At 55.1% G+C, this 16,249-nt stretch carries 16 protein-coding genes; 9 read left to right on the forward strand and 7 right to left on the reverse strand.

Annotated elements, in window-relative coordinates:
• Nucleotides 1-86: 86 nt before the first annotated feature.
• From OGV83_RS08975 to ghrB, 6 genes are all read left to right on the forward strand, one after another.
• Complete coding sequence (locus OGV83_RS08975) at nt 87-749, forward strand: OmpA family lipoprotein (RefSeq protein WP_286463453.1); 663 nt, start codon at nt 87-89, stop codon at nt 747-749.
• A gap of 148 nt (nt 750-897) precedes the next feature.
• Nucleotides 898-1,914, forward strand: a complete 1,017-nt coding sequence (locus tag OGV83_RS08980) for a LacI family DNA-binding transcriptional regulator (RefSeq protein WP_071259408.1) — start codon at nt 898-900, stop codon at nt 1,912-1,914.
• Nucleotides 1,915-2,014: 100 nt separating this feature from the next.
• Nucleotides 2,015-2,764 (forward strand): sugar phosphate isomerase/epimerase family protein, encoded by a 750-nt coding sequence (locus tag OGV83_RS08985; protein WP_047460363.1) that lies wholly within the window; start codon nt 2,015-2,017, stop codon nt 2,762-2,764.
• 3 nt (nt 2,765-2,767) lie between these two features.
• The gene (locus OGV83_RS08990) at nt 2,768-3,706 is read left to right on the forward strand and encodes a sugar kinase (protein ID WP_286463455.1); all 939 of its coding nucleotides are present in this window, start codon (nt 2,768-2,770) and stop codon (nt 3,704-3,706) included.
• 68 nt (nt 3,707-3,774) lie between these two features.
• Nucleotides 3,775-5,055, forward strand: coding sequence for an MFS transporter (locus OGV83_RS08995; protein WP_049008241.1), 1,281 nt, complete (start codon nt 3,775-3,777; stop codon nt 5,053-5,055).
• A gap of 22 nt (nt 5,056-5,077) precedes the next feature.
• A complete protein-coding gene (ghrB, locus tag OGV83_RS09000) occupies nt 5,078-6,052 on the forward strand; it encodes a glyoxylate/hydroxypyruvate reductase GhrB (RefSeq protein WP_115180991.1) in 975 nt (324 codons plus the stop codon).
• A 93-nt stretch (nt 6,053-6,145) separates the two neighbouring features.
• Here the strand turns inward: ghrB and OGV83_RS09005 are convergent, their stop codons facing one another.
• Nucleotides 6,146-6,856, reverse strand: coding sequence for a DUF3053 domain-containing protein (locus tag OGV83_RS09005; protein ID WP_024131051.1), 711 nt, complete (start codon nt 6,854-6,856; stop codon nt 6,146-6,148).
• A 356-nt stretch (nt 6,857-7,212) separates the two neighbouring features.
• Between OGV83_RS09005 and OGV83_RS09010 the strand changes: the two genes are divergently transcribed.
• Both OGV83_RS09010 and cspE read left to right on the forward strand, forming a co-directional pair.
• On the forward strand, nt 7,213-7,503 hold the full coding sequence (locus OGV83_RS09010) for an HTH-type transcriptional regulator (RefSeq protein WP_012135694.1): 291 nt from the start codon (nt 7,213-7,215) through the stop codon (nt 7,501-7,503).
• A 280-nt stretch (nt 7,504-7,783) separates the two neighbouring features.
• A complete protein-coding gene (gene cspE, locus OGV83_RS09015; protein ID WP_000014594.1) occupies nt 7,784-7,996 on the forward strand; it encodes a transcription antiterminator/RNA stability regulator CspE in 213 nt (70 codons plus the stop codon).
• Nucleotides 7,997-8,124: 128 nt separating this feature from the next.
• Here the strand turns inward: cspE and glyS are convergent, their stop codons facing one another.
• From glyS to OGV83_RS09030, 3 genes are all read right to left on the reverse strand, one after another.
• Nucleotides 8,125-10,194: a glycine--tRNA ligase subunit beta gene (gene glyS / locus OGV83_RS09020; RefSeq protein ID WP_058668264.1), complete on the reverse strand. Its 2,070-nt coding sequence runs from the start codon at nt 10,192-10,194 to the stop codon at nt 8,125-8,127.
• 9 nt (nt 10,195-10,203) lie between these two features.
• Entirely contained in the window at nt 10,204-11,115 is a 912-nt protein-coding gene (glyQ, locus tag OGV83_RS09025; protein ID WP_001168544.1) for a glycine--tRNA ligase subunit alpha, read from the reverse strand.
• Nucleotides 11,116-11,210: 95 nt separating this feature from the next.
• A complete protein-coding gene (locus tag OGV83_RS09030) occupies nt 11,211-11,513 on the reverse strand; it encodes a YsaB family lipoprotein (protein ID WP_012135698.1) in 303 nt (100 codons plus the stop codon).
• 188 nt (nt 11,514-11,701) lie between these two features.
• On the opposite strand from OGV83_RS09030, the gene OGV83_RS09035 reads away from it, so the two are divergent.
• On the forward strand, nt 11,702-12,697 hold the full coding sequence (locus OGV83_RS09035; RefSeq protein ID WP_047460352.1) for an acyltransferase: 996 nt from the start codon (nt 11,702-11,704) through the stop codon (nt 12,695-12,697).
• A gap of 7 nt (nt 12,698-12,704) precedes the next feature.
• Here OGV83_RS09035 and OGV83_RS09040 read toward each other — a convergent pair whose 3' ends face one another.
• The 3 genes from OGV83_RS09040 to xylA all read right to left on the reverse strand — a co-directional run bounded on the left by OGV83_RS09040 (nt 12,705) and on the right by xylA (nt 16,064).
• Nucleotides 12,705-13,058, reverse strand: coding sequence for a YiaA/YiaB family inner membrane protein (locus OGV83_RS09040; protein ID WP_012135700.1), 354 nt, complete (start codon nt 13,056-13,058; stop codon nt 12,705-12,707).
• A 174-nt stretch (nt 13,059-13,232) separates the two neighbouring features.
• On the reverse strand, nt 13,233-14,687 hold the full coding sequence (gene xylB / locus OGV83_RS09045) for a xylulokinase (RefSeq protein WP_286463456.1): 1,455 nt from the start codon (nt 14,685-14,687) through the stop codon (nt 13,233-13,235).
• Between the two features lie 54 nt (nt 14,688-14,741).
• Nucleotides 14,742-16,064, reverse strand: coding sequence for a xylose isomerase (gene xylA, locus OGV83_RS09050; protein WP_047460345.1), 1,323 nt, complete (start codon nt 16,062-16,064; stop codon nt 14,742-14,744).
• Nucleotides 16,065-16,249: the final 185 nt, after the last annotated feature.

Below are 16,249 nucleotides of genomic sequence, written 5' to 3' on the forward strand. Positions count from 1 at the left end.
CCTGGAATTTTCTTCATGTTCGCACGTCATAATCAACCGCCACCGTCGCTGTGGCGAAAAAATAAAAAAGTCATTAAGGAACTAAGATGAAAAAACATGTTTTGGTCATTGCTGCTATCGTGAGCGGCGCCCTGGCAGTATCTGGCTGCACAACAAACCCTTACACCGGCGAGCGCGAAGCGGGTAAATCCGGTATTGGCGCGGGCATTGGTTCTCTGGTCGGCGCAGGCGTCGGCGCACTCTCCTCTTCCAAGAAAGATCGCGGCAAAGGCGCGCTGATTGGCGCAGCGGCAGGCGCGGCGCTGGGCGGCGGCGTTGGCTATTACATGGACGTACAGGAAGCGAAACTGCGTGACAAAATGCAGGGAACGGGCGTGAGCGTGACGCGAAGTGGCGATAACATCATCCTGAATATGCCGAATAACGTCACCTTCGACAGCAGCAGCGCAACCCTGAAACCGGCAGGCGCCAACACGCTGACCGGCGTGGCGATGGTGCTGAAAGAGTACAACAAAACCGCCGTTAACGTAGTGGGCTACACCGACAGTACCGGCGGGCAGGATCTGAACATGCGTCTGTCGCAGCAGCGCGCAGACTCCGTGACCAGCGCACTGATCACCCAGGGCGTTGCCGCCAACCGCATCCGCACCAGCGGCATGGGCCCGGCGAACCCGATCGCCAGCAACAGCACCGCCGAAGGTAAAGCGCAAAACCGCCGCGTGGAAATCACCTTAAGTCCGTTGCAGTAATCGTTGTGCCGGGTGGCGACAGCGCCACCGGGCACATCGCCGGATGGCGGCTTCGCCTTATCCGGCCTACATTCTTATCCGGCATGAAGCGCTTGCCATCGTTGATTTTCGCGTTAAGGTGTTGTCACCAAATTCAGGGAAATCAGCGATGAGCAAATCAACACGGGCAACCATCAGCGATGTGGCGAAAGCCGCTAAAACCGGAAAAACCAGCATTTCACGCTACCTCAACGGTGAGAAGCATTTGCTGTCCGATGCCCTGCTGGCGCGCATTGAAAAAGCCATTGCCGAACTCGACTATCGCCCAAGCCTGATGGCCAGAGGCCTGAAACGCGGCCGTACCCGCCTGATTGGCCTGATCATCGCCGATATTACCAACCCCTATTCCGTTAACGTGTTGAGCGGCATTGAAGCCGCCTGCCGCGAGAAAGGGTTCACTCCCCTGGTCTGTAACACCAACAATGAGGTGGATCAGGAACTGCACTATCTGGATCTGCTGCGTAGCTACCAGGTGGAAGGCATCGTGGTGAACGCCGTCGGGATGCGCGAGGAGGGGCTGAACCGCCTGCAACAGTCGGCGCTGCCGATGGTTCTGATTGACCGTAAAATTCCTGATTTCGCCTGCGATGTCGTCGGTCTGGATAACACCCAGGCGGCAACAACCGCCACCGAACATCTCATTGAGCAAGGGTTCGAGGCGATCCTGTTTCTCAGCGAACCGCTCGGTATGGTCAATACCCGCCGCGAGCGCCTGAACGCATTTCGTGCGACGCTGGCGCGTTACCCTGGCGTGGTGGCGGAAAACGCCGAGGTGCCGCTGGCGGAAAATACACAACTGGATAACACCCTGCGCCAGTTTCATCAACAGCACCGGGGGATGCGCAAAGCCGTGATCTCCGCTAACGGCGCGCTCACATTGCAGGTCGCCCGTTCGCTCAAACGCATTGGTCTTAACTGGGGCAGCGACATCGGCCTGCTCGGTTTTGACGAACTGGAATGGGCAGAGCTGGCAGGCGTCGGCATCACCACGCTGAAACAGCCGACCTGGCAAATTGGTTTTGCCGCTGTCGAGCAGGTTGTACGCCGCATTGAAGGGGGCAGCGACGCGATTCACGAGCAGGTTTTCTCCGGCGAGCTGATCGTTCGCGGCTCCACCGCCCGCTAATTTTCCTTCGTGATGGTGATCATAATTTCGACACGCTGCACTTTTCTTTGGAACCGGTTCCATCTAGCGTAATAGCAAGAGCGATAGATTTGGAGTTCCCATGCAAAGAAAAATTATGGTGGTCACCGCCGCCTATGGCTACGACCAGGTGCGTGCCGCAGGCGGGCAAACCGCGATGCTGCCCATCATTGCCGGAGCGGGGGCGGATGGCGTCGAGATTCGCCGTGAAATGTTCACTGACGCCGAGCTTAACGCGCTCCCGCTGCTGGCGGCCGCCATTGACATTTTCGGCCTGCTGGCCTGCTATTCCGCGCCGGAACCGCTGTTCCTGGAGGATGGCAGCCTCAACCCCCACCTTCCCGACCTGTTACAGGAAGCCCGTACGCTGCAAGCGCTGTGGCTGAAAGTGTCGCTGGGTCATTTTGAACGCCAGGATCAGCTCGACACCCTGCGTGACTGGCTGGAGAGCAGCGGCATGGCGCTGGTGGTGGAAAATGATCAAACCGCCTGCGGGAAATTGCGCCCGATGCAACGCTTCAATGCCGCCTGTCAGGTACAGAACCTGCCCATCAGACTGACGTTTGATATGGGGAACTGGCTGTGGGTAGGCGACTCGCCGGAAGACGCCGCACGCTACCTGGCGCCCGCCGTCGGCTATATCCACGTTAAAGCCGCCACGCCCCATCACGACAGTTTCCGCGCCGTTGCGCCGGATGACGCCGATCCCCGCTGGCTGGCGCTGCTGAACGCGCTGCCTGTTGATGTACCGCGCGGTATTGAGTTCCCACTGGAAGGGCAAGATTTGACGGCGGTGACTCGTCGCTACGTCGATTTGTTACGTGAGGAGTAACGCATGAAAAATTCTCTGGATGTCATCACGATTGGTGAAGCAATGGCGATGTTCGTCGCCACGCAAACGGGCGATCTCGCGGACGTAGACGCGTTTATCAAACGCGTCGCCGGGGCCGAACTTAACGTAGCGACCGGCCTGGCGCGCCTGGGGTTAAACGTCGGCTGGGTAAGCCGCGTCGGTGATGACAGCTTTGGCCGTTTTGTCCTTAAGTCGCTTGAAAAAGAAGGGATTGATGCGCAGGGCGTCACGCTGGACGGACGTTACGCCACCGGCTTTCAGCTTAAATCTAAAGTCGAAAATGGAACCGATCCCATTGTGGAATATTTCCGTAAAGGTTCCGCTGCAAGCCACCTTTCCGTGGACGATTACCACGATGCGTACTTCTCCGGCGCGCGTCATCTGCACTTAAGCGGCGTTGCGGCGGCGCTTTCCGCCAGCTCTTATGAACTGCTGGCGCATACCGCCCGCACCATGAAAGCACAGGGCAAAACGATTTCATTCGATCCGAATCTGCGCCCGGTGCTGTGGAAAAGCGAAGCCGAAATGGTGGAAAAACTTAACCGCCTCGCCTTCCTGGCCGACTGGGTGCTGCCCGGTCTGAAAGAGGGAATGATATTAACCGGACAGCAAACGCCTGAGGGCATTGCCGATTTTTATCTGCGCCACGGCGTGAAAGCGGTGGTGCTGAAAACCGGCGCGGATGGCGCCTGGTACAAAACCGCTGAGGGCGAGCAAGGCTGCGTCGCACCGGTGAAAGTGGACAACGTGGTCGATACGGTTGGTGCGGGCGATGGCTTTGCCGTGGGCGTGATCAGCGCCCTGCTGGAAGGCCGCACGCTGCATCAGGCAGTGACGCGAGGCAATAAAATTGGCGCGCTGGCGATTCAGGTTCAGGGCGACAGCGAAGGATTACCCACTCGTGAAGCGTTAGGCGAATAAACTTCACGCAATGATAACAGCCCCCTGTACCCTACATACAGCGGCGGCATAGTGACAGAGGCAGGCCTATGACAAGCTCAACAAATGCAGCAAAACGCTGGTGGTACATCATGCCTATCGTGTTCATCACGTACAGCCTGGCGTACCTGGATCGCGCAAACTTCAGCTTCGCTTCCGCAGCGGGAATTAACGAAGACCTCGGCATCACGAAAGGGATCTCCTCCCTGCTGGGCGCCCTGTTCTTCCTCGGCTATTTCTTCTTCCAGATCCCAGGCGCGGTGTACGCCGAGCGTCGCAGCGTACGTAAGCTGATCTTCATCTGCCTGATTTTATGGGGAGCATGCGCATCGCTGACCGGGATGGTGAGTAATATCCCAATGCTTGCCGCCATCCGCTTTATTCTCGGCGTCGTGGAAGCGGCCGTTATGCCCGCCATGCTGATTTACATCAGCAACTGGTTCACAAAGTCAGAGCGTTCGCGCGCCAATACGTTCCTGATTCTCGGCAACCCGGTGACGGTGCTGTGGATGTCCGTGGTTTCAGGCTACCTGATTCAGGCGCTCGGCTGGCGTGAAATGTTCATTATTGAAGGCTTCCCCGCCATCATCTGGGCGTTCTTCTGGTGGGTGCTGGTGAAAGACAAACCGTCACAGGCCGGCTGGCTGACGGAATCAGAAAAAGCCGCGCTTCAGGCGCAACTGGAAAAAGAGCAGCAGGGCATCAAAGCGGTACGCAATTACAGCGAGGCATTCCGCTCACGCAACGTCATCCTGCTGTGCATGCAGTATTTCACCTGGAGTATCGGAGTGTACGGGTTTGTTCTGTGGCTGCCGTCCATCATCCGTAGCGGCAGCGCGAATATGGGTATGGTGGAAGTCGGCTGGCTCTCTTCAGTGCCGTACCTGGCGGCGACGATCGCGATGATCGTTGTCTCCTGGGCATCCGATAAACTGCAAAACCGTAAACTGTTCGTCTGGCCGCTGCTGTTGATTGCCGCCTTTGCCTTTATCGGCTCATGGGCCGTTGGCGCGAACAACTTCTGGCTCTCTTATACCCTGCTGGTTATCGCCGGTGCGGCGATGTATGCCCCTTATGGCCCGTTCTTCGCCATTATTCCTGAAATGCTGCCGCGTAACGTCGCGGGCGGCGCAATGGCGCTGATCAACAGTATGGGCGCGCTGGGCTCTTTCTTTGGTTCATGGTTCGTCGGCTATCTCAACGGCGCAACCGGCAGCCCGGCCGCCTCGTACATTTTTATGGGGGTGGCGCTTTTCGCCTCAGTATGGCTAACTTTAATTGTTAAGCCTGCTAACAATCAGCAATTACCGATTGGCGCACGCCACGCTTAAACCTTAACTCACGGAGATCCGCATGAAGCCGTCCATTATTCTCTACAAAGCGTTACCTGACGATTTACTGCATCGCCTGGAAGAGCATTTCACCGTCACGCAGGTGCCAAATCTTCGCCCGGAAACGGTAGAACAACACGCCCAGGCTTTCGCCAGCGCGGAAGGTTTGTTGGGCTCCAGCGAAACCGTCAATAGCGCACTGCTGGAGAAGATGCCGAAACTACGCGCGGCATCGACCGTCTCCGTGGGTTATGACAATTTTGATGTGGCTGCCCTCAATGCGCGCAGCGTATTGCTGATGCACACGCCGACCGTGCTGACGGAAACCGTTGCGGATACGGTAATGGCGCTGGTGCTGAGCACCGCCCGCCGCGTGGTGGAAGTGGCCGAACGCGTCAAAGTGGGGGAATGGACAAAAAGCATCGGGCCAGACTGGTTTGGCACTGATGTACACCACAAAACGCTGGGGATTGTCGGGATGGGGCGCATTGGTCTTGCGCTGGCGCAACGCGCTCACTTCGGCTTTAACATGCCGATTCTCTACAACGCCCGCCGCCATCATCCTGAGGCGGAAGAACGCTTCAACGCCCGGTACTGCGATCTGGACACCCTGTTACAGGCGGCGGATTTTGTCTGCCTGATCCTGCCGCTGACGGAAGAGACGCATCACCTGTTTGGCGCGGCGCAGTTTGCCAAAATGAAGTCCTCCGCCATTTTCATTAACGCAGGGCGCGGCCCGGTCGTGGATGAAAACGCGCTGATTGCCGCCCTGCAAAGCGGTGAAATTCATGCGGCGGGTCTGGATGTGTTTGAACAAGAACCGCTGCCGGTCGATTCGCCGCTGCTGTCGCTGCCGAACGTTGTGGCGCTGCCGCACATCGGCTCCGCCACCCATGAGACGCGCTACAACATGGCTGCCTGCGCGGTGGATAACTTAATTGATGCGTTACAAGGCAAGGTGGAGAAGAACTGCGTGAACCCGCAGGTCGCAGGATAATAAATGGCCGGGCGGCGGCGTTGCCCTGCCCGGCCTACAACGTTGCTTAACCGTATGCCCGATCGACGCCAGCGCCATCGGGCATAAACAGCGTTACTGGATCGCGTTTACCGCAGTGGTCCAGGCCTGATTAAATGCCTGGTGCTGAGACGCCAGCGGCCCAATCAGCGTGTTGTACTGGCTGGCCTGCTGTGACGTCGGGAACTGAATGCCGTTCGCGACAAAGCTCACCTGCGTATCCTGCTGCGCCACAAAGTCGCCGACCTGCACCAGTTGCTGCGTGAAAATTTGCGCAGCCGGAATCAGCGGCTGTAACGCCTCCGAAGGCGCCGTCACCACTTTACTGTAAACCTGATCAAAGACCGGTTTCAGGTCGTCGGACTGTTTCAGCGCGCTGTGCGCGGCATCTGCCTGCAATTTCGCATTCTGCAACTGCTGGCCCAGCACGCCCAGAGAACCATTTGCCTGACGCAGCGGCTCGCGCTGAGTGACATAGTCCTGAGGAACGCGGATCGCATTGACGCTATCCACAACCGGACGCAGACCGGAATCCATCGCCTGATTCACCTGCTGCGAATAGCCATACAGAATCGCATAATCAGACACGAACGGACCAAATTGTTTTTTCTGATCGGCGGTCAACGTCGGCAGACGCTCCCCGCTACGCATCGCAGTATTCTGCAGGAAATCAATAAACGCTTTACGCTGATCACCTTCTTTATCAAAACACCCGCTCAGGCTAACTACCATTAATAACGCCATAACAGGCGCAAACCAGCGAGAGCAGGACTTACCTGTCGCCATTTTAATACTCCTTTCACCCAAAAATGCGCACAACGATGCCGCGTGCCTGACGCTGACAAGGATAGTCCAGGACAGCCTTGCAAGATACCCTTTCTGCGTAATCTTGCCGTGGAATATTATACGAAGAAACGGCCAGCTTTTTTACGTGATAAAATTTTTGTTATCTTTACAATTGCGCGCCGTCGATCCGATATGTCGGCCTTTTTCAGATCCTTAGCCAACGCGCGATCCTGACCGGAATGCGCTGAAACGAATCCACTTCTTTGCCGCTTCCAACCGGCTTCACGTTTCCCGACTATTCTTAATGAGCTTCGATGAAATTCACGATCCCGCTGTGTGATTTATAGGAGTTCTCAATGGAATACAAAGATCCTATGTTTGAACTGCTGAGCAGTCTGGAACAAATTGTTTTTAAAGATGTATCGCAGACGATTATCCTGACAAACAAGCCCAACCCTTTTACAGAGTTTGAACAGTTACGAAGAGGAACCGGGCTAAAAACAGATGATTTTGCCCGGGCGATGGGCGTAACCGTTGCCACGGTGCAGGAATGGGAATCCAGACGGGTAAAACCGTCGAGTACCGAGTTAAATCTGATGCGCCTGATCCAGGCCAACCCAGGTTTAAGTAAGCAGTTGATGAAATAGATTATTGCCTGATTTTTTCGTTTAACGGTCCTGTTAAGGGGCCGTTTCCCGACAGACTTACCCGAAAGAAGTAAAATAAAAGTTGCATCCACAAGCGTTACATGAGTTAATGCGTCCAACGGTTTGACGTACAGACCATTAAAGCAGTTTAGTAAGGCAGTCCCCTTCAAGAGTTATCCGTTGATACCCCTCGTAGTGCGCATTTCCTTAACGCTTAAAAAATCTGTAAAGCACGCCATATCGCCGAAAGGCACACTTATTTTTTAAAAGGTAATACACTATGTCCGGTAAAATGACTGGTATCGTAAAATGGTTCAACGCTGATAAAGGCTTCGGCTTCATCACTCCTGACGATGGCTCCAAAGACGTGTTCGTACACTTCTCTGCTATCCAGAACGACGGTTACAAATCCCTGGATGAAGGTCAGAAAGTTTCCTTCACCATCGAAAGCGGCGCTAAAGGCCCGGCAGCTGGTAACGTAACCAGCCTGTAATCTTAGCTTTATAAGCTCAGAATTGAAGATCCCTGCCAATCGGCGGGGATTTTTTTTACCTTTTTCCCCATAAAAAAACCTGCCAGATGGCAGGTTTTATTTTATTGCGACGAACTTACTGCAACAACTTACTGCAACAGGGAAATATCCGCTACTTGCAGGAACAGCTCACGCAGTTTCGCCAGCATAGAGAGGCGGTTGATGCGCAGATCTTTGTCATCAACCATCACCATCACTTTTTCAAAGAACGTATCGACCGGTTCACGCAGCTCAGCCAGTTCGACTAGCGCTTCCTGGTAACGACCTTCAGCAAACACGGGTTCAAGTTTGTCACGCAGAACCACAACTTGCAGAGCCAAAGCAATTTCCTCTGGTTCCTTCAACGTTGCCGCATTGACACGATCGTTCAGCACTTCGTCAGACTTCGCCAGAATGTTGGACACACGTTTGTTCGCCGCCGCCAGCGCGGAGGCTTCTTCCAGCGTGCGGAAGTGCGACACGGCCTTCATACGGGCATCGAAATCCGCCGGACGGGTCGGACGACGCGCCAGAACCGCCTGAATGGTGTCCACGGTGTAACCTTCATCCTGATACCAGGCGCGGAAACGACCGAGCATAAAGTCGATAACGTCATCAACCACATTCGCGTTGGTCAGCTTGTCGCCGTACAGACGCGCCGCTTCTTCGGTCAGCGTTTGCAGATCCAGATTCAGGTTCTTCTCAACGATGATACGCAGCACGCCCAGAGCGGCACGACGCAGCGCGAACGGGTCTTTATCGCCTTTCGGATGCTGACCGATACCGAAGATACCCGCCAGCGTGTCCATCTTGTCGGCAATCGCCAGCGCGCAGGCAACCGGGTTAGACGGCAGGTCGTCACCGGCAAAGCGCGGCTGATACTGCTCGTTCAGCGCGACAGCTACATCTTCCGCTTCGCCGTCATGGCGCGCGTAGTGCATCCCCATGACGCCCTGCGTGTCGGTGAACTCAAAGACCATGTTGGTCATCAGGTCACATTTCGACAGCAGGCCCGCACGGGTAGCGTGGTTAACATCCGCGCCAATTTGTTCAGCAATCCAGCCCGCCAGCGCCTGAATACGGTCGGTCTTGTCGCGCAGCGTACCCAGCTGTTGCTGGAACAGCACGGTTTGCAGACGCGGCAGGTTATCTTCCAGACGTTTTTTACGGTCGGTATTGAAGAAGAACTCGGCATCTGCCAGACGCGGACGCACCACCTTCTCGTTACCGGAGATGATTTGCTGCGGATCTTTGGATTCGATGTTCGCCACGAAGATAAAGTTCGGCAGCAGTTTGCCGTCTGCGGCGTAAACCGGGAAGTATTTCTGGTCGCCCTTCATGGTGTAAACCAGCGCTTCAGACGGCACCGCGAGGAATTTCTCTTCGAATTTCGCCGTCAGCACCACCGGCCATTCCACCAGCGAAGTGACCTCTTCCAGCAGGCTCTCGCTCAGGTCAGCGTTACCGCCAATCTGACGCGCCGCTTCTTCTGCATCGGCTTTGATTTTCGCTTTACGCGCTTCGTAATCAGCAACAACTTTACCGCGCTCCAGCAGGATTTGCGGATACTGGTCAGCAGTGTCGATGGTGATTTCCGGCTCGCCCATAAAACGATGGCCGCGAATGACGCGATCGGACTGGATACCCAGAATCGTTGCCGGAATGAGCTTGTCGCCCAGCAGCAGCGTTACGGTGTGTACCGGACGCACGAAGTGAACGTCAGACGCGCCCCAGCGCATCAGTTTCGGAATCGGCAGTTTCGCCAGAGAGGTGGCAATCATGTTCGGCAGCAGCGCTTCTGCGCTTTCGCCTTTCACATGTGCGCGATACAGCAGCCATTCGCCTTTGTCAGTGGTCAGACGTTCAGCCTGGTCCACGGTGATACCGCAACCACGCGCCCAACCTTCTGCCGCTTTGCTCGGTTTGCCTTCCGCGTCAAACGCCTGGGCAATCGCCGGGCCGCGTTTTTCAACTTCGCGATCGGGTTGAGAAGCAGCAAGATTCGCCACTTTCAGCGCCAGACGGCGCGGCGCGGCGAACCACTCTACGTTGCCGTGTGCGAGGCCAGCGTTATCCAGCTCCGCAGTAACGTTCGCAGCAAAGGACTCCGCCAGGCTGCGCAGGGCTTTTGGTGGCAGCTCTTCAGTGCCGATTTCCACCAGAAAAGTTTTCTCAGACATGGCCGCCTCTTATTTGTCTTTGTTGCACATCGGGAAGCCAAGGGCTTCACGGGAAGCGTAGTAAGCTTCTGCCACTGCTTTGGTCAGGGTGCGAATGCGCAGGATGTAGCGCTGACGCTCGGTAACGGAGATGGCTTTACGCGCATCCAGCAGGTTAAAGCTATGGGCGGCTTTCAGAATACGCTCGTAAGCAGGCAGCGGCAGCGGGTTTTCCAGCGCCAGCAGTTGCTGTGCTTCTTTCTCATACTGTTCGAAACAGGTGAACAGGAAATCCACATCGGCGTATTCGAAGTTGTAGGTGGATTGCTCCACTTCGTTCTGATGGAACACGTCGCCATAGGTGGTTTTACCCAGCGGGCCGTCGCTCCAGACCAGGTCGTAAACGCTGTCTACGCCCTGAATGTACATAGCCAGACGTTCCAGGCCGTAGGTGATCTCACCGGTAACCGGCTTACACTCCAGACCGCCAACCTGCTGGAAGTAGGTGAACTGAGTCACTTCCATGCCGTTCAGCCACACTTCCCAACCCAGACCCCAGGCGCCCAGCGTCGGGTTTTCCCAGTTATCTTCCACGAAACGGATATCGTGGATAGTCGGGTCCATCCCCAGCTCTTTCAGAGAACCGAGATACAGCTCCTGGATGTTATCCGGCGATGGCTTAATCACCACCTGGAACTGATAGTAGTGCTGTAAACGGTTCGGGTTTTCGCCATAGCGACCATCGGTCGGACGACGAGAAGGCTGCACATAGGCAGCCGCCATCGGCTCTGGCCCCAGCGCGCGCAGACAGGTCATTGGGTGAGAAGTCCCCGCGCCGACTTCCATGTCCAATGGTTGAACAATGGTGCAGCCCTGGCGAGCCCAGTAATCCTGTAAGGTCAGGATCAAGCCCTGGAAGGTCCTGGTATCAAACTTTTGCATATTATTTCGTGCTGGATACGTGTGGATTTAAAGGAAGGGATCAGTATACCCGCTGACCGCAAGATATACAGTACGAAACGGGAAAAAGGGGGAACTTAGCGCATGGAAAGATGTAAAAACTGCCCTTCTGCGTCAAAAGAGCAAACAAAACTCTCTTTGCGGAAAGTATTGCCGCGCATCTCATAGCTACCCTGGTATTGCTCAAAACCGGTCACATCAATTTTCTGCGTGCCGGTGTTATAACGCCGCGCCGCCTGCGCTTTGCACAATGCTTCCATATCCAGTGAGCGTTCCGGGTTCACGTTGACCTTCTGCGCCTTCTGAACCGGCTGCGCCGTCGTCGCGCATCCCACCAGCAGGAGGGTTAACAGCGCCGGAAAAACAGACTTCATCATCATTTTTATTACCGCCTTATTTGCCGGTCGCTCTTATTATTATTAAGGTTAGGGTTTACCCAAAAGACAGGCGCATTTTGCGAATCTCGCTGGACCATCACAAGCTTTAGCGTAAAAACTCAGAATATTCCAGTGAGATACCGCGCCAATAAACAAGTCAGACCCTATTTAAAACGGAAGCAGAGGAACTGATGCAACCCAAAATATACTGGATTGATAATTTGCGAGGGATCGCCTGTTTAATGGTCGTGATGATCCACGCCACCACCTGGTACGTCACCAATGCGCAAAGCATCAATCCGTTTAGCTGGGATTTTGCCAATGTCCTGAACTCCGCCTCACGCGTCAGCGTACCGCTGTTTTTTATGATCTCGGGCTATCTCTTTTTTGGCGAACGTAGCGCCCAGCCGCGACATTTCCTGCGCATTGCGCTCTGCCTGCTGTTCTATAGCGCCGTCGCGCTGGTATATATCACCCTTTTTACGTCGATTAACGCAGAGCTATCGCTGAAAAACCTGCTGCAAAAACCGGTGTTCTACCACCTGTGGTTTTTCTTCGCGATCGCGGTGATCTACCTGGTATCGCCGTTAATACAGGTTAAAAATATCAGCGGCAAAATGCTGCTGGTGCTGATGATCGTCATTGGCGTTGTCGCCAACCCCAATACCGTGTCGCAAAAAATCGGCGGATTTGAGTGGCTCCCCGTTAACCTGTATATCACCGGCGACACGTTTTACTACATCCTCTATGGCATGCTGGGCCGGGCGATTGGCATGATGGAGACACAAAAACGTTCGCTGACCTGGATAAGCGCCGCGCTTTTCATTACGGCGGTATTGATTATTTCGCGCGGAACGTTACATGAACTCAACTGGCGCGGAAATTTTGCCGATACCTGGTACGTCTATTGCGGCCCGATGGTATTTATTTGCGCCGCGTCGCTGCTCACGCTGGTCAAAAATACCCTGAATACGCGCACGGTTCCCGGGCTGGCGCTGATTTCCCGCCACTCACTCGGTATTTACGGGTTTCACGCGCTGATAATCCATGCGCTACGGACGAATGGCGTGGAGTTTAAACGCTGGCCGCCGCTGGATATCGTATGGATTTTTACCCTCACCCTGGCCGGAAGTTTGCTGCTGTCGATATTGCTACAGAAGATTGATACGCGCAGGCTGGTCAGTTGACCGGCCCTTATTCGTCATCAGAATACGTGGCGTACATATCCGTACCCAACAGACTCACGCCCAGCCCCAGAAGGCACATCACTTTGACGGCGACCGGTAAATCAATATTCCATAGACCGACAAAAAGCATACCTGCGGCGAGAAGTAACAGATATTTGCACCGGGTGAGCAGACGCTCATTTCCCGTCGGCTCCTGGCGTATTAACAGGGGAAAGCCACTCATCACCATTATCGCAAAAAAATAGCCCTTGTCGCTCAACGAGTGGCAAGCAGGCCACAGCCCTGTCAGATAGACCAGCGCGCCGCCCGCCAGCATGATTAAACCGACCAGACGCTTCCTGCGCGCAACCTTATCGTCCATATCACTCTCCTTATGCTTTGCCGATTCACATTAAGACAAGAAATAAGAATGGAAAAGACGATAACCGGACAATAACGTGAAAATCAGAAAACACACATATTGATTTCGATATATATCGAGGCAATCAATAGGAAATAAGAATTCCTTCCGGCCACTGCCGGAAGGAATAGCGGATTAAGACATGAGCGGTAATAACTGCTGGTAAATGCGGCGGAACGTTTCGCGACGTTCAAGGTAACGCGCATGGCGTTCAGCATCAGGGAAATGCGCTTGCTCCAGCGGAAGCTGCGGTAATAAATCAGATAATGGTTGCTCTTTATTCATCGCAATTTGCGCCAGACGCGCGGCGCCCAATGCCGGGCCTACATCGCCGCCGGTACGGTAGTCAAGCTGTAGCCCGCTGATATCCGCCAGCATTTGTCGCCAGTATTCACTGCGCGCCCCGCCGCCGATCAGCGTCACGCTGCCGGGTTTCACGCCACAGGCATGCACAACATCCATGCCATCCGCCAGCGCATAACCGACGCCTTCCAGCACCGCCCGCGCCAGCTCTGCGGGGCCATGCTGATGCGTAAGGCCAAAGAATACGCCCTTCGCCTGCGGATTATTATGCGGCGTGCGTTCGCCGGAAAGATAAGGCAGGAACCAGACGGCATCCGCGTTATCATCCGCCTGGCGTGCCGCGTCAATCAGCGCGGGGACAGATGCCTGACCGGTTAATTTTGCCGCCCAGTCCAGGCAGGATGCCGCGCTCAGCATGACGGACATCAAATGCCAGCGTTCGGGCAGCGCATGGCAAAAACTGTGTACCGCACTTTCTGGTTTACTGAGAAAACCGTCGCTCACCGCAAAATAGACGCCTGATGTTCCCAGCGACAGCATGGCCTGACCCGCATTGATCATCCCCACGCCCACCGCGCCCGCCGCGTTATCTCCGCCCCCTGCAACAACAGGCACCGCAGGCATCCCCCAGGAGTGCGCCACCTCAGGCAACACCGTACCGGTGATGTCGCTGCCTTCGTACAGAGCAGGCATGTGCTCACGGGTTAGCTGACAAGCGTTGAGCATGGTGTCGCTCCAGTCACGCGCTGCGACATCCAGCCACATCGTTCCCGCCGCGTCCGACATATCGCTGGCAAAATCCCCCGTCATACGCAGACGCAGGTAATCTTTAGGCAGCAGCACCTTTGCAACCTGGCGGAAGATATCCGGCTCATGGCGCAGAACCCACAGCAGTTTTGGCGCGGTAAAGCCGGGCATCATCAGATTGCCGGTAATGGCGCGAGACTGCGGAACCTGCTGCTCAAGCAGCGCGCACTCTTCACCACAGCGTCCGTCATTCCATAAAATCGCCGGGCGTAGCACCTTCTGGTGTTTATCAAGCAACGTGGCGCCGTGCATCTGCCCGGCAATCCCCAGCGCCTTTACATCACGTAATGAATGCTCTCGCCCCAGCGCTTTTACGGCGCGATCCGTCGCCAGCCACCACTGTTCGGGATCCTGCTCCGACCATAATGGATGCGGGCGAGAGACGGACAGTTTCTCCGTCTGCGAGGCCAGCACGTCTCCCTGCTCATTCAGCAGGATGGCTTTCACACCGGACGTGCCCAGATCTATCCCGATATACATCGTGACCACTCCTTTATCGATGCGCCGCGTTGGCTAAACGCGGCGCAATGGCGATTACTTGTCGAACAGATAATGATTCACCAGATTTTCCAGCAGTTCCTGATGGCCGCTTTGATGCACCGGCGCCAGATTACGCTGTTCAGCATAGTGCGCGACGTCGCTCAGGGATAACTGGCCTTTCAAAATTTGCTGGCCCAGTTCGCTATTCCAGCCGGAATAACGTTTCGCCACGCGTTTATCCAGTTCGCCATCTTCAATCATGCGCGCTGCCACTTTTAATGACAGCGCCATCGTGTCCATCGCGCCAATATGACCATAGAACAGATCGTATTTGTCGGTGCTCTGGCGACGAACCTTCGCGTCAAAGTTCAGCCCGCCGGTCGTGAAACCGCCCGCTTTCAGGATTTCATACATCACCAGCGCGTTCTCTTCGACGCTTACCGGGAACTGGTCGGTATCCCAGCCCAGCTGCGCATCGCCACGGTTGGCATCCACAGAACCAAAAATGCCCAGCGCAATGGCGGACGCAATCTCATGATGGAAAGAGTGGCCCGCCAGCGTAGCGTGGTTGGCTTCAATGTTCACCTTGATCTCTTTTTCCAGGCCGAACTGCTTGAGGAAGCCGTAAACCGTTGCCACATCGTAGTCATACTGGTGTTTTGTCGGCTCCTGCGGTTTTGGCTCGATCAGCAGCGTGCCCTGGAAACCTGTTTTATGTTTATGTTCCACCACCATCTGCATAAAGCGGCCAATCTGCTCGCGTTCCTGGCGCAGATCGGTATTCAGCAGGGTTTCATACCCTTCACGGCCCCCCCACAGAACGTAGTTTTCGCCACCCAGTTTGTGCGTGGCGTTCATCGCGTTCACCACCTGCGTCGCCGCCCAACTGAAGACTTCCGGGTCCGGGTTCGTCGCCGCCCCGGCGCCGTAACGCGGGTTGGTAAAGCAGTTCGCGGTACCCCATAACAGCTTCACGCCGCTCTGTTCTTGCTTCGACTCCAGCACATCGACCATCTGCGCAAAGTTGTTTTTATACTCTTTCAGCGAGGCGCCTTCCGGCGAAACATCCACATCGTGGAAGCAGTAGTAAGGCACGTTCAGCTTATGGAAAAATTCAAACGCCACATCCGCCTTGCGCTTCGCCAGCTCCAGCGCATCGCCGGGCTGTTGCCACGGACGGTTGAACGCGCCTACGCCAAACATATCCGCGCCGTTCCAGCAGAAGGTATGCCAGTAGCAGGCCGCAAAACGCAGATGCTCTTCCATGCGTTTACCCAGTACGATTTCATCTGGATTATAATGGCGGAAAGCTAATGGATTAGTGCTTTTAGGGCCTTCATAACGAACACGATCGAGTTGGTCAAAATAAGCCTGCATAATGAACTCCATAATCAGGTAATACGGCGAGGGATGGGTAATGGCGTAATATTGGTTACTCGATTCACATTGCTCAATTATGTTATTTCACTCTGCTATTTAGATAATTCGTAAGTGTGCGCTGCCTCGCAAAATAAAAGTAACCGCCTGCAAAAAATGGTTATTCATCAACAACGAAATGTAAC

Source organism: Citrobacter sp. CK189 (assembly GCF_030333505.1).
Classification (GTDB): domain Bacteria; phylum Pseudomonadota; class Gammaproteobacteria; order Enterobacterales; family Enterobacteriaceae; genus Citrobacter_B; species Citrobacter_B koseri.

Coding starts and splice junctions, on each gene's coding strand:
- OGV83_RS08975 (WP_286463453.1), top strand. CDS start 87: ATGAAAAAACATGTTTTGGTCATTGCTGCTATCGTGAGCGGCGCCCTG.
- OGV83_RS08980 (WP_071259408.1), top strand. CDS start 898: ATGAGCAAATCAACACGGGCAACCATCAGCGATGTGGCGAAAGCCGCT.
- OGV83_RS08985 (WP_047460363.1), top strand. CDS start 2,015: ATGCAAAGAAAAATTATGGTGGTCACCGCCGCCTATGGCTACGACCAG.
- OGV83_RS08990 (WP_286463455.1), top strand. CDS start 2,768: ATGAAAAATTCTCTGGATGTCATCACGATTGGTGAAGCAATGGCGATG.
- OGV83_RS08995 (WP_049008241.1), top strand. CDS start 3,775: ATGACAAGCTCAACAAATGCAGCAAAACGCTGGTGGTACATCATGCCT.
- ghrB (WP_115180991.1), top strand. CDS start 5,078: ATGAAGCCGTCCATTATTCTCTACAAAGCGTTACCTGACGATTTACTG.
- OGV83_RS09005 (WP_024131051.1), bottom strand. CDS start 6,856: ATGGCGACAGGTAAGTCCTGCTCTCGCTGGTTTGCGCCTGTTATGGCG.
- OGV83_RS09010 (WP_012135694.1), top strand. CDS start 7,213: ATGGAATACAAAGATCCTATGTTTGAACTGCTGAGCAGTCTGGAACAA.
- cspE (WP_000014594.1), top strand. CDS start 7,784: ATGTCCGGTAAAATGACTGGTATCGTAAAATGGTTCAACGCTGATAAA.
- glyS (WP_058668264.1), bottom strand. CDS start 10,194: ATGTCTGAGAAAACTTTTCTGGTGGAAATCGGCACTGAAGAGCTGCCA.
- glyQ (WP_001168544.1), bottom strand. CDS start 11,115: ATGCAAAAGTTTGATACCAGGACCTTCCAGGGCTTGATCCTGACCTTA.
- OGV83_RS09030 (WP_012135698.1), bottom strand. CDS start 11,513: ATGATGATGAAGTCTGTTTTTCCGGCGCTGTTAACCCTCCTGCTGGTG.
- OGV83_RS09035 (WP_047460352.1), top strand. CDS start 11,702: ATGCAACCCAAAATATACTGGATTGATAATTTGCGAGGGATCGCCTGT.
- OGV83_RS09040 (WP_012135700.1), bottom strand. CDS start 13,058: ATGGACGATAAGGTTGCGCGCAGGAAGCGTCTGGTCGGTTTAATCATG.
- xylB (WP_286463456.1), bottom strand. CDS start 14,687: ATGTATATCGGGATAGATCTGGGCACGTCCGGTGTGAAAGCCATCCTG.
- xylA (WP_047460345.1), bottom strand. CDS start 16,064: ATGCAGGCTTATTTTGACCAACTCGATCGTGTTCGTTATGAAGGCCCT.